This window comes from Catenovulum sediminis, from assembly GCF_007289895.1.
Classification (GTDB): domain Bacteria; phylum Pseudomonadota; class Gammaproteobacteria; order Enterobacterales; family Alteromonadaceae; genus Catenovulum; species Catenovulum sediminis.
This window is the reverse complement of sequence record NZ_CP041660.1, coordinates 2415901-2429554: the sequence shown is the minus strand read 5'-3', so window position 1 is coordinate 2429554 and position 13654 is coordinate 2415901. Positions and strand designations below refer to the sequence as shown.

Genomic DNA, 13654 nt, shown 5'->3' with positions numbered 1-13654 from the left:
CTAATCTGCTACCACAACCATGACACCTGCTGTATGCATCACCTGATAAATTGTTTTGTTTGATTTTAAAATTTGTGCATCTTGCTGAGAAATAACCAAATCAGATTTACGCAATTTGTAGGTTTTGTTGGCTTTAACTATCATAGGTTTAATCGCCACTCGAACATTTCTGATTGCATCATTTACGTCAAAGTCATATGAAACAGGTCTTTTTTTAACCAAATCTTCATATGAAGTATCATCATTTGGATAAATAATCTCACCGCTCTCACTGCGAATTGTCGGCACAGCCGCAATTTCAAAATCTGCAACGTTGGAAGCATCTATCAATAAACCAGTGAAGGTAGATGTATTTTCAAAAGCGTCGATGGAGGCTTGCAACATATCAACCGCCGAGGTTGCACCTTCTGCTTCTAACCACGACAATAACTTTTTACCAAATTCGGCCTCTTCAGTGGTCGTAATGACAAAACTTGCATTGCTGGCAAATGCACGACTGATCGGTGCCCATAATGCCGCTTCATTTTTAAATGCCAACCAATGCGCGTTAATTGTCTCTAAATACAGTGGAAAACCATGCACACCATTGGCCGCTGAGGTAATGGATTTATCAGATGGAATTACAGTTGACAGCAAATTACCTGCCATCGGGATTTGCATCGTTACAGTCGCCACTTCATTTTGATAATGGTCCTGTGTCATTGTGGCGCCTTTGATAATCGCATCAACTTTGGTTCGCACTGTATCACTTGCCAGTGTCATATCCTGCACCAATGTTTCAGAATTAACTCGCACACCATTTAGAATTTCTGCCAAGTTTCTGTATGCGTCAAGCTGCGCAGCTCGGCGCGCTAAAAGACGTGCTTTTGAAGTCCCCATATGCTCTTGTGGGGCGACACCATAACCATGCGCGAAAACGGTACCGGCTGACCAATTGACCCCGCCTTGTGCATTTGCACGCACAACCTCATCTGCCGATGTGTACTGCAGGCATAGTACAGACCAGGAAAATAACAAAGCAAAACTGAATTTTCTATTGATTTTCATCTACTTAATTTTCATCCCATTGTTTATACTTTTGCTGAGCTAAGGTTACTTTTTTAAGGTAACGCCGAGTTTCTAATGCCGGTAATTTCTCAATCAAAAATTGGTAAATCTGTTCTGGCGTTTGTTCATTTATAAGTCTAGCAGCTTTATTAAAATTTTTACGGCCAGTAAATGTTTTCGCCAAGTTACCCACACCGGTATTGTATGAAGCAACAGCACAATAGAAACGAGACAAAGGGTCATTTACTTTTCTCAAATAGCGCGTTGTTAATAAATTAAAGTACGCGACGCCAAGCTCTATATTGTTTTCTGGGTCATACAAATATTCAGGTTCAACGATCTTTTTTTCACCATATACATGGCGATACGCATCTATTCCAGCCGTTCTGGGGACCAATTGCATTAAACCAAAAGCCGGTATTGGCGAAGTCGCTCGGGGGTTAAAACTAGATTCAGTCTGAATAATGGCTAATATCAAAGAAACCGGAACGTCAAATGTCTTTGAATATTTCTTAATAACATGCAAATTATCTTCTATCAGGCTATTTTGATAATCAGATAAAAACGGTATCTGCACGCGCACCACGACCGCTTCAGCGCCACCTGCTTGTATCATTTTTCTTTCTATCTTTGCGGTTTTTGGCTGTTTTTCACTTTCTTTTGTCGTTGAAGGTGCGTCTTCTTTAACCTTTGCAGTTTGTTGAGCAGCTGGTAGCGAATCTGTGTTCAACGATTCAATCTCTTTTAGCATATAACTAAGCTGTTGAGTTGAAATAGCGTTTTTTAATAGCGGTTTTTCAGTATTTGACGAGTCTGCACGGCTTGTTGTTGGTGCCTTGGAATCAACTTGTTTAGACAGATGCTCTTTAATTGCCGCGGCCAGTTGGTCTTTTTTTTCCAGATCGCTGGCTGAGTCAGTTGCCGCACTTTGGACTGCTTGCTTCAATGTGTGTGCGATTTCTTTTTGTGATTGGTTGGGCTGAATAATGGTTTCAACCGTTAAAATACCCGCTTCAAAATCCATTATTCTTCGAGTTTGCATATCAGGCGAATAATCCACCCACTCGTGAGGGCTGGGCAGCACCAATCCATCCGCCCCCCAATTTATTTCAATTTTTGTTGTCAGACCTTTGAATGCTTTATCAACCGCCTCTTCGACGGCATCGAAACGACGTTCCAAAATGGCATCTGTCCCTGCAAACTGTTTATCTAACAGGGCATCGATTGCATCGAAATCATCTTCGGGTTGTGCAGCATTTAACCCAATAGAAACGAGCATAGTAGTGAGTATTGAAAATTTGATTAGGCCTTTCATAAACACACTCCTCGTGTTATTCGGACACTATCACCAATAAACCATCCATCGCTTGTCGTTGGACATTGGCCAATATTGCTTTCGCATCACTTTCTGAGATAATTAAATCACTGCCATTTACGATGCGTTCAACTTTAACTAATTTCGGGTTAAAACTATCAAACTCTGCAGCATTTGCACTCCAAACAAGTGATTTTGTTTGGTGACTTTCAAAGTCTTTAGAAGATAAAACCAGTTTACCATCGTTGGTGTAAACTTTAGTCAGTAAAGAGGCGGTGTAGGGTTGTTTGCTAGCATCTAAAATAAATGCCGAATGCACTGTTTGCGGCTCGTTTTCTACGGGTGCAGTAAAGACCTCTTCAACTTTGGCTTGCGCTGCAGGCTGGTAAACCTCAACTAGTGCCTTTTTCAAATTCTGTTTATTGCGACATTGACTAGACTGCGCATTCATACAGACCCCCACTTTGACTTCCGCGACATAGGTCCCGTCTTCTTCGGTGAGTTTTGAGTCGATAATAAAAGCACCTTCCAAAGTGCCTTTAACGCGTGTTGCTATCACATCAGAAGTGACTTCATAATCTTCAACTGTGGTACCTGCGGTTAAACGAATACCGCGAATCTGCTCTGCTAAGTTACGCTGAGCGTCCACTTGAGCTGCTCTTTTGGCCATAAAGCGCGCTTGCACCTTGTTTGCCACTTTACTCATATCAACAGTTCCAAAGCCAGTTGCTTCCATAACACCGCTTTGAAACGCTTGATTGTTAGCCTGAGAAGTGAAACTTATAAGTGCGACGGCGATTGCCAAAAAGCCAGTAAATTTAGTCATTGTACATTTCCTTATTTATAAATGGGCAGCAAATTATTTTTAGTCTAAACCAAAGCCTGAACAAATAAATGAACTGATTCACGATATTCCAATTTTTTTATCGTGTGCCATAGATGACCATGGTTTTACCATGTGCTTCAATCAGTCCCTGCTCCTCTAAATTCTTTAATACGCGTCCAACCATTTCCCGCGAGCAGCCCACTATTCGCCCAAGTTCTTGTCTGGTTACTTTAATTTGCATACCGTCCGGATGTGTCATTGCATCGGGTTGCTTAGATAAATCCAACAACGCGGCGGCAACTCTGCCCGTAACATCTAAAAAGGCCAGATCGACTACTTTACGTGAGGTATCCCGCAGGCGCAGCGCCAATTGTTCTGATACTCGAAATAATATATTCGCGTCTTGGGCTACTAATTGACGAAATTTGTCATAACTGATTTCCGCAACTTCACAATCGGTTCTGGCGCGCACGAAAGCACTGCGGACTTGACCATCAAATAACCCCATCTCACCATAAAACTCCCCAGGGTTAAGGTAAGCAAGTATCAATTCACGCCCCTCATCACTTTCGATGCTGACGGACACTGAACCATCCAGTAGCAAATAAAGTGCATCCGGATTATCACCTGCATTTATGATGGTACTTTTGGCTGGGTAACGGCGACGATTACAATGCTTGATAAATGCTTGTAGCTCTTCATCATTTGCTACATGGTATGGCATACTCATAAGCGGCTCTCTTTTTTTTATTCTGATGTGATTTGTTACACATATTTTCCAATCTTTGCGTATGATACAGTTATATGCAGAAAAATCACTCAGATAAGTGAATTTCTCTGTCATATAATGATCCTTTTTAAGCGCTATCCTGTATCAGCAGATCAGAAAAAATAAAGCTATTATTTTGATTATAGCTGGAGCAGTCATTTTTTAAACTTAAATACAAAACTGTATTGCTTTCCCTTCATACATTTTAAGGAGCAAAAATGGAAAACATTAAAGATTGGTTTACAGATAACCAGGGTTTACTTTTGAATCATCTAATTAGTTTGGTGACCGCCTTACTGATACTTTGGTTAGGTACTAAACTAGCACGCTACCTCGCTAATGCTTGTAAAAACATCCTGATAAAAAAATCTATTGATGCTGCAGTAGCATCTTTTGTTAGTAGTTTGATACATGCGGTTGTCGTCGCGGCTGTAATTATCGCAGCTCTAAGTCATGTGGGTATTCAAACCGCAACATTTGTCGCTATTCTAGGTGCCGCAGGTTTAGCAATCGGCTTGTCTTTGCAAGGTTCTTTATCAAACTTTGCATCTGGCATATTAATCACGATTTTCCGACCTTTCAAAGCCGGTGATTTTATAGAGGCTGGCGGTGTCGCTGGCGTGGTAAAAGAGATTCAAATTTTTTCTACAGTGCTAACGACACCTGATAATAAATATGTAGTCGTGCCCAATGCACAAGTGACTGGCTCGCCCATTACCAACTATTCACGCCATGATATTCGCCGCTTAGATCTGGTCGTGGGTGTTTCGTATGAAGCAGACCTGCAAAAAACAGAATCCGTGTTGCGCGATATTTTAAGCAAACATGAACTGGTATTACAGGATAAAGACTTTACCGTTGGCGTAGCTGCATTGGCTGATTCCTCTGTTAACTTTAACGTACGCTCGTGGGTTAATACCGCAGATTACTGGACTGTATTTTATGATTTGAACAAAACCATTAAAATAGAGTTAGAGCGCAACGATATCGCCATTCCATTTCCACAAATGGATGTACACTTGCATTCAGAAAAATCTTAACCAATATAAACAATAGGAAATTTAATTTTGAGTACATTTAAACTTACTTCACTAGCCTGTTTAATCTGTGCGTCATTAACCGCCCACGCCAAAGCACCTTTGGAAGGCGAAGTTGAGTTAGGTGTCATTACAACATCAGGCAATACGGAAACTACCTCTCTAAAAGGTAAAGTTGGCATTACCCACGATTTAGAAAACTGGAAAAATCAGTATCAGCTCGACGCGCTTTACAAGAAAGATGAGGTTGAAGTAAACGGCACAAAAGTCAGCCAAACCACAGCACAAAAAGTTTTCGTTTCAGGTCAGGGTGACTACAAACTCAATGCTGAAAACGCCGCATTATTCGTCTATGCAAGTTATGAAGATGATAAATTCAGTGGCTTTGAATATCAAAGTACGGTAGCAGTGGGTTATTCAGACCAACTCTTTAGTAATGAACATTCATTTCTAAACTATAATATTGGTCCGGGTTACACTTTCAGTAAACTCGAAGAGGGTGATAAAGAAGAATCTGCAGTACTTCGCTTAGCGGCTACATATCAGTATAAATTGAGTGACAATGCTAGATTCAGCCAGAAACTCAGCACCGAAGCAGCGCTAGAAAGCGGACAAAACACCCGCAGTAAATCTGAAACCGCCGTGAGTGCAAACTTAATGGGCAACCTAAGTATGAAAGCGGCTTATACCATCACCCATAACAGTGACGTTAAAGTCGGTAAAGAAAAGACAGATACAACCACCAGTATTACGGTCGTCTATCTATTCTAAAACTATAATGAATGAGTCAATAAAAGGGATGTTAAGCATCCCTTTTTTTTATAGATTAGTTTATCTAAATTGCGCATCACTTGTTATTTTATAAATTTTTGTACTCAGCGATTAAGCGGTATCAGGCTCTATCAGTTTAATTTGCTTTCTAACCACTAAAAATGAACCGATTAACCCCAGTGACATACTGATAAGCAGCAAATTAAGCATTTCTCTGACATTTAAGCCCGTTAATTTAAAGTTTGACTGGTATAAATCTGCAATTGTTGCGATCGAGCCCGACAAATAAAACAGCATAATTTCAATGCTAAGCCAAGCGATAATGCCGCCAAAAAAGCCATACCATAACCCCGTAAATAAAAAAGGCCTTTGAATAAATGCGTCTGTCGCGCCCACCAGCTTGAGTACTTCAATTTCTTCTTTGCGGTTAATAATTGATAGTCGAATGGTATTACCAACGATTAAAACAACCGATGCACATAAAAGTATCGTTAGACTGCCCATCGTATCTTTAATTAATTGCAGTACTGAATTTAGCCTTCGCAGCCACTCAATATCTAACTTGCCAAAGTCAACCTCTCTCATTTGTTCAAACTCTAGCAATAAATCTGCAGCCGCACTGGCTGATGCATACTCTTGCATCGGGGTTACCAGCAATACGTTAGGTAACGGGTTTTTATCTAACATTTGCAATGCGCCACCAAAACCGGATAACTGCTCAAACTCCTGCAGTGCATCATCTGCCGAAATAAGTTGAATTTTTTCAACTTGAGCATGCAACTCAATTTGCTTTACAAAGGTTGATAATTGCTGACTGGTTAAATCCTGTTGTAAAAACAGTGAAATTTCAGCTGCATTTTGCCAGTGCTGCTCCACTTGCTCTGCATTTTTAACGACCACATACATGACAGATGGCAATGTCAAACTGACACCCAATACCGCAACCGTTAGGATAGATGGAACCGGATCACGCCATATTTCACCTAATGCGGTTAATATTTGACGGATATTTGAAACGATAACCCCAACCACCCGGCCGATTAGACCGAGTTTTCTTTGACTTGCACCCTTTGGATTTCTTTGTTTAAACAACAAACTCATAACAGTTCTCCGTGTCCATTATCAGTCAGCCCATCTTCCGCCATACGGCCTTTTTTAAGAGTTAATGTGCGATATTTCATTCTCGCAATTAAACCGAGATCATGCGTTGCAATTAAGACGGAGGTCCCGACACTATTGAAATCTTCAAATAAACGCATAATATCCAAAGATAATTTGGGATCTAAATTACCAGTCGGTTCATCAGCTAATAAAATTGGCGGGGTATTGACCACAGCGCGTGCAATTCCGACTCTTTGCTGCTCGCCCCCAGATAACATGTGAGGGTAATATCGCTCTTTATCTAACAATCCCACCTTATCCAACGCGGTATGAACGCGTTTTCGAATTTCCTTTAGTCCATAGCCTTCAATGACCAGCGGCAGCGCAACATTATCAAATACGGAGTTTTCTTTTAATAATCGGTGATTCTGAAAAATCATGCCGATATCGCGTCTTACATAAGGTACTTTGCGCGGCCCTATCGCACTTAGGTCATGCCCGTTGATAAAAACATGCCCAACAGAAGGGCGCTCCATAATGGATATTAATTTAAGCAAGGTACTCTTGCCTGCACCCGAGTGACCGGTTAAAAACGCCATTTCACCCGCTTCTATATGAAAGCTGATTTTTTGTAACGCCTGATGTCCGCCCGGATACGTCTTGGATACCTGCTCAAATCGAATCATCCTGTTCCTGCCTTATTGTGCTTGTTCCTGTGATTCCTGCTCAAACAACGCATCGATAAAATCATCTGCGTCAAAGTCTCTTAAATCATCAATACCTTCACCCACCCCGATATAGCGGATTGGGACTTTAAATTGATCGGCTAAAGCGAAAATAATACCACCCTTCGCGGTGCCGTCTAACTTGGTCAAAGTTATCCCAGTTAATCCTACCGCTTCTCGGAACAGCTTTGTTTGACTGATAGCATTTTGCCCGGTCGCTGCATCCAACACCAACATAACTTCATGCGGCGCTTTAGCATCTATTTTTTTCATCACCCGAACAATCTTTTTCAACTCTTCCATTAAATGCGATTTGTTCTGTAACCGCCCTGCCGTATCTGCAATCAAAACATCACAGTTTTTAGATTTTGCAGAAGCAAATGCATCATACAAAACGGATGCACTGTCTGCACCTGTATGCTGGGCGACCACTGGAATATCATTTCTTTGTCCCCAAACTTGTAATTGTTCGACAGCCGCTGCGCGGAACGTATCGCCTGCTGCTAACATCACAGATTTTCCCTGCTGCTGGTATTTTTTAGCGAGTTTACCTATAGTGGTTGTTTTACCCACCCCATTAACACCGACCATCAATATAACAAAAGGCCCGTCTTCTGAATGCTCTGGTATAAGTGGCTCGTTAACGCTCCCCAAAATATCCCGCATCTTGTCTTTTACAACAGTGTATAGCGATTCTGCATCTTTCAATTGTTTACGTTCAGCCGATTGCGTAACCGAGTCAATAATACGAGTTGTTGTGTCAATCCCGACATCTGCCATCAACAATTGAGTTTCCAAGTCTTCATATAACTCGTCATCTATTGTTTTGCCTTTGAATAAACTAAACAAGCCACTACCGATTGACTCTTTAGTGCGCGATAAACTGGCCTTTAAACGAGCAAATAAACCTTTTTTAGGTTTTTCTTGGGGTTCTGGCTGTCCAGCGTCATGTGTCTGAGTTTCACTAGAAGCCGCGGTTGTTTGTATTTCTAACGCTTGTTCAGTCAATCCAGTGTCATTCGATGCAGTGTCATTCGTTGCAGTGTCATTCGATGCAGTGTCATTCGATGCAATTGCCACACTGCTGTTCTGCTCTGTCGTTTCGCTCGCTGATTTCTCCTCAGCCGCTAGGTCAGCTTTTTCAGCTATGTCTATTTCAGCTACATGCGATTGCTGAAGATTTTCTTCGGCGCCCATTGTTTCTGCAACAGGTTCGACTTTAGTGTCGCTGCTTTTTGAACTGCTATCTAATGCGCCTTCTAATGCGTCTTCTAACGCGCTTTCTGTGTTTTTTAAATTACGACTCTCTTCTACACTGTCGTGAGAGACAGCAGGCTGTTGTTCGTCCTGAGACGCTTCCGTTTTTTTGTTTTTGCGGCCAAACCAGCCGAATAAACCTTTTTTTTCGCTCATGTAAATTTAATTCTCTTCTGAAATCGCAGAGCAGATTGCTGTACAATTAAATATTAAAGAAACTGTTAACTTAGGTTTGTTATGGTATCACGCCCAACGCGCAGACAAAATAAAGCAAATATGAAACCTGCTCTTTCTGCCGGTTTTGTACGAATTATCGCTGGACAATGGAAAGGCCGCAAGTTATCTGTTGCAGATTTACCCGGCTTGCGCCCCACAACGGATAGAGTGAAAGAAACCTTATTCAACTGGTTAATGTTTGAGGTGGCTGAAAGTCGCGTACTGGACTGTTATGCAGGCTCAGGTTCGCTTTCGTTTGAAGCCTTATCTCGCGGTGCTCGCTATGCCACTTTACTGGAAAAATCTAAAGCGGCTGCTGTCTCATTAAAAGCAAATTTGAGTAATCTAAAAGGATTGCCGCCCTCTGCGGCAGCCGTTGTGCAAACGGATACATTAGACTATTTGCAGACCCACAATAGCGCAGAATCTTACGATATTATTTTTATCGACCCGCCTTTTAGGCAAGGGTTATTAGAAAAAACCTGCAGATTAGTGACTGAAAATAACTATATTGCTAAACAAGGTTTAATTTACCTAGAATATGAAAATGAACTAGCGCAACTTACTTTACCCAGCAGTTGGAAACTGCTGAAATCCCAAACAGCCGGTCAAAGTAAATATCAACTATATCAATATAATGACGAGCATTAACAGGAACGCACCCTATTAAGCATAGTCAAATATTAATTGAAACTATTATTTAGCTAAAAATGTCGATAAACCATCAACATGTACTTGTGTTTCTTCAATTAATGTCCCTATTTGCGTAGCGGCTTCTGTTGAGCTTTTTGCTAAGGTTCTCACCTCATCGGCGACCACAGCAAAGCCCCGCCCCGCTTCCCCAGCTCTTGCCGCTTCTATTGCCGCGTTTAGCGCTAACAAATTAGTTTGCTCAGAAACAGAGTTAATCGTCGTCACTATGTCCTGAATTCTGTCCAGAACTTGGCTCATAGCACTGTGCGTATTTTCTATTACTAGGTTACGCTGGGACACATTGGTACCAAAAACAACGTATTTGTCTACTGAACCTTTTAAGTCAAGAGTGGGCGTAATAATGCAGTCAAAAGTGATATCTTTTCCCTGATAATTAGTTTTGATCGCAACATTCGAAGATTGTCCGGCTTCTACAAGCGCTAGTTGCTTTGCGTCTAAATGCTCTTTAATGTTTTGCACTAAAGTAGAAAAGTCCACTACGCTAATATCGCCGAACTGCGCCAAAGTATAGGCATTGCAATCTCTTAGCACACCATTTCTTTCAAACTCCATCACCGCAGAATGTTTACTAATTGCTTCTTTTTGACTGAGCTGCTGCAAAGACTGACGCTTTATTTCTCGAATATCCGAGCTGACACCAACAAACCCCGTATGCTGGCCTTTATGATTAAACGTTGGATTAACTGATAACACTATCCAATAAGGTACACCTTGCTTGTCAAAATTTAAAATTTCTTCGTAAAATGCTTCTCTGCGTTTTAATTTTTCTGATATTCGCTTTATTGTTTGTTTGTCTGTTTGCTCTTTTTGAAGTATTGAACCCGGCTTTTTACCTTTAACCTCTTCTAACGTATAACCCGTCAATTTTTCAAAACCAGGATTTACATATTCCACATGGCCACGTGTATCAGTAATTAACACTGAGGTACTGGTATTACTCACCACTCGGCTCATCATCTCAAATTGTCGTTTTTCGTGTTGCTCTTCTGTTTGATCCCCTAGCAGAATCGCATGAAATTTTTCCCGTTGATGTTCAAAAGTAAATCGCTCCACACTGATATACAGCACTGTGCCATCTTGCAGCGGGTAGTCAACAAGACCAGATTTTTTGATAGTACTAATTGAGCCTAGCGATTTTGTTAAATCTAAATTTTTACCCAAGTTAAACTTATTGCCGGGTATCAGCTCATCCAACGCCTGATTTTTAAAAACAAGTTTATTATGTGAATCAAATACCAAAATGCCTTCACTGAAAAAACTCAACAAACCTGAGAAAAATTCACTGTCTAATAATGTTTGATTGACCCGTTTTAAAATGTACAGCTGGTACTGAATGCCCAGTATATCTATTGCACTTTGACTACAGGTGTAACATTCACCGGCTTTAAATTCAAACGCGGCTTGCGCATGAGCGGTTTTTGTAAACTGACCTAATTTCTGCAAAAACGAGGTATCACTTGTTTTATTATTGCCCAATGAAGGAAACGCTTGTTTAAAGTGTGCATTTGATAAAACAATATTTCCATTTAAAACCAATATAGATGCGTCGGGTAAAGCATCTAACAAAGCTTGTCCTTGATAATTACGTTTATTCGCAGTGATGAACATGTGTACCCCAGTACAATATAAGATATTCATCATTGTACGCGTTAATTTATATTTAGTTCAGAAATCGCTAAAAAAATTGCATGCGATACACTTTCAATATTTCGCTAAGCATCGTTCTCTCATTTAAGTGAATGTGCGCTCAGGATTCGATTGCACTTTGCTAAATATCTGCCAGCATATAGAGATAACTTTTCCGGATATTTAAGACATGAGTAATACGCCACAGCCTGATACAGCAAATTTAAAAACAATTTTCCTAATTCAACAAGGCACGGCTGAAGATATGGAACTTGCATTGGTCGAATCTCAATTAAAACACCACCCAGTAACACTGGTGCAAGTCCAAGATATTCTTTCTGGTGCGACTCGACTAAACGAAAACGACTATTGCTTATTGTATTTATCAGATGAATTGAACGCCCAAACAATTCCCTTGCTGTCTTCTTATAAATGCATTGTATCCATCTTACCGCATCCAGAAGGACAACAAAGCATTATCGGTTTTGGTCTACACTCTGAGTTAAACGAAGCGATACAAGATAGCTTAAGCTGTCCAATGCATGCGGTTGATATTTTAAAATGCAATAATGAATTGGTATTAAATTCGGTAGACATAGGTGAGTTTGCCGGATTCAAGCCAGTAAGAATGCCTCGCTCGGGTGTATTTAGCCGAATTACAAATTTTTGTCGTCGCTGGAAAAAGATACGCCATCAAGTTCCGTTTCAAGTCACCTTAACAACACAAAAAGGTAAAACAATTACCACGGCTGCGACCGCCATTTCTGTCATTGAACACGCCAGCAATGCTCGGTTTGTGCAACAACTAATCGGCGATAGCAATATTAATGATGGAATGTTTCACGCTGTCTTTTTAGCACCACGCAGTTTGCGTCAGCTATTTATTGGTATGTTAAAGAATATTTTTAATCCACCGATAAACATGCCAGATTTTATTGGTCATATTCGCTCCTCAGGCATGGAAGTCACAACGAGCAAGCCAATTGAATATAAAATTGATGACCGCCTGAAGCTAGACAATAAGTTGATTTTTAGCATTGAAAACCGTGTATTAAATTTAGTACCGGGTCGCTATTTAAAGATCGAAAAATCAGCACTACAAAGCAAAGAAATTTTTAGAACTCAAAACTTACCCGCGGATGATGCTGTCGCCGAGTTAGTAAGCAATACCTTACCTTGGAATATTCATGCTGGCACGGAAGAGTTCAGAGATTTATACCAATCACTGAGAGAAAATGCAGCCGCTTCTGCTTCATTTTTAACCTTAATGACGTTGTCTACTATGTTAGCCACGCTCGGATTATTTGCCAATTCAGCACCTGTCATCATTGGCGCCATGATCCTTGCCCCTTTAATGGCGCCCATTGTATCTTTTTCAATGGGAACCGTCAGACAAGATCAGGATTTAATGGCCCAAGCAAGCAAAACCCTAATCTATGGATTATGTCTTGCACTTTTTGCTGGTGCATTTATTGCTTTACTCATTCCATTGCATGTACAAACAGCCGAAATGATGGCTAGAGTTTCACCCAATTTACTAGATTTGGGTGTTGCTATTATTTCGGGTATTGCGGCAGCATACGCAAATAGTCGGGCTGAAATTGCCAAAAGCCTAGCCGGTGTCGCGATTGCCGTAGCACTAGTCCCACCATTAGCAACAACAGGTGTCGCCTTGGCATGGTTGAACCTAGATATGATGACTGGTTCGTTTTTGTTATTTCTAACAAACTTGTCCGGCATTGTTTTAGCTGCAGCGATAACATTTTCATGGCTCGGTTTTTCTCCTTTTAAACGGGCGCAAAAAGGTTTAATTGCACCGATATTAATAACAGCTGTGATATCTGTACCGCTGGCGGTTAGTTTTGTAAATATGGTGCAAAATAATACGACCATTAATAAGATAATCTCAGTTGAGTTAGATAACGCACAAATCAACAATGTTGAAATCATTAGCAGTAAGCCAATGCTCATCAAGTTTGACTTGATTGTTGCACGTTACCCAACAGAAAATATGATTAAAAATGTAAAATCCGCATTGAAAAACAAACTTAAGACTGAGTTTGAAATGGAAATTACCGTGGTTATCAGACGCTGACCAACCGCCGGTTAAAATTCACTTTACTTTTGCTAAATATTTTTAAAAAAAATTCATAAAAGTGAGCGACATTTAATCAAAATTGCTGTTAGAATGGGTAGTGCGTAAAAACGCAACTGAAAGGTTACCAGATCGTTTGGTAACTTAGTTTTACT

12 protein-coding genes are annotated in these 13654 nt (G+C 40.6%); 4 read left to right on the top strand and 8 right to left on the bottom strand.

Annotated elements, in window-relative coordinates:
- From FNT16_RS10020 to crp, 4 genes are all read right to left on the bottom strand, one after another.
- Positions 1-1047 carry an LPP20 family lipoprotein gene (locus FNT16_RS10020; RefSeq protein ID WP_143871456.1) on the bottom strand — a complete coding sequence of 349 codons (1047 nt, stop codon included), beginning with the start codon at positions 1045-1047 and terminating at the stop codon, positions 1-3.
- A 4-nt stretch (positions 1048-1051) separates the two neighbouring features.
- On the bottom strand, positions 1052-2362 hold the full coding sequence (locus tag FNT16_RS10015) for a murein transglycosylase domain-containing protein (protein ID WP_143871455.1): 1311 nt from the start codon (positions 2360-2362) through the stop codon (positions 1052-1054).
- A 16-nt stretch (positions 2363-2378) separates the two neighbouring features.
- Entirely contained in the window at positions 2379-3188 is an 810-nt protein-coding gene (locus tag FNT16_RS10010) for an LPP20 family lipoprotein (RefSeq protein ID WP_143871454.1), read from the bottom strand.
- Between the two features lie 97 nt (positions 3189-3285).
- Positions 3286-3918 carry a cAMP-activated global transcriptional regulator CRP gene (crp, locus tag FNT16_RS10005; protein WP_143872941.1) on the bottom strand — a complete coding sequence of 211 codons (633 nt, stop codon included), beginning with the start codon at positions 3916-3918 and terminating at the stop codon, positions 3286-3288.
- A 257-nt stretch (positions 3919-4175) separates the two neighbouring features.
- On the opposite strand from crp, the gene FNT16_RS10000 reads away from it, so the two are divergent.
- A complete protein-coding gene (locus FNT16_RS10000) occupies positions 4176-4997 on the top strand; it encodes a mechanosensitive ion channel domain-containing protein (RefSeq protein ID WP_143871453.1) in 822 nt (273 codons plus the stop codon).
- Positions 4998-5024: 27 nt separating this feature from the next.
- The gene (locus FNT16_RS09995) at positions 5025-5765 is read left to right on the top strand and encodes a DUF481 domain-containing protein (RefSeq protein ID WP_143871452.1); all 741 of its coding nucleotides are present in this window, start codon (positions 5025-5027) and stop codon (positions 5763-5765) included.
- Positions 5766-5876: 111 nt separating this feature from the next.
- Here FNT16_RS09995 and ftsX read toward each other — a convergent pair whose 3' ends face one another.
- Genes ftsX through ftsY form a run of 3 tightly spaced genes read right to left on the bottom strand, consistent with a single transcriptional unit; the run spans position 5877 to position 9004 of the window.
- Entirely contained in the window at positions 5877-6866 is a 990-nt protein-coding gene (gene ftsX, locus FNT16_RS09990; protein ID WP_143871451.1) for a permease-like cell division protein FtsX, read from the bottom strand.
- A complete protein-coding gene (gene ftsE, locus FNT16_RS09985) occupies positions 6863-7552 on the bottom strand; it encodes a cell division ATP-binding protein FtsE (protein ID WP_143871450.1) in 690 nt (229 codons plus the stop codon). Before ftsE ends, ftsX begins: the two co-directional genes overlap by 4 nt.
- Positions 7553-7564: 12 nt before the next feature.
- Positions 7565-9004: a signal recognition particle-docking protein FtsY gene (ftsY, locus tag FNT16_RS09980; protein ID WP_221935016.1), complete on the bottom strand. Its 1440-nt coding sequence runs from the start codon at positions 9002-9004 to the stop codon at positions 7565-7567.
- An 81-nt stretch (positions 9005-9085) separates the two neighbouring features.
- On the opposite strand from ftsY, the gene rsmD reads away from it, so the two are divergent.
- Positions 9086-9715, top strand: coding sequence for a 16S rRNA (guanine(966)-N(2))-methyltransferase RsmD (gene rsmD / locus FNT16_RS09975; protein WP_143871448.1), 630 nt, complete (start codon positions 9086-9088; stop codon positions 9713-9715).
- 45 nt (positions 9716-9760) lie between these two features.
- On the opposite strand, the gene FNT16_RS21000 is transcribed toward rsmD, so the two are convergent.
- Positions 9761-11386, bottom strand: coding sequence for a methyl-accepting chemotaxis protein (locus FNT16_RS21000; RefSeq protein ID WP_185976565.1), 1626 nt, complete (start codon positions 11384-11386; stop codon positions 9761-9763).
- Between the two features lie 208 nt (positions 11387-11594).
- Between FNT16_RS21000 and FNT16_RS09965 the strand changes: the two genes are divergently transcribed.
- Positions 11595-13499, top strand: a complete 1905-nt coding sequence (locus tag FNT16_RS09965) for a TIGR00341 family protein (RefSeq protein ID WP_143871446.1) — start codon at positions 11595-11597, stop codon at positions 13497-13499.
- Positions 13500-13654: the final 155 nt, after the last annotated feature.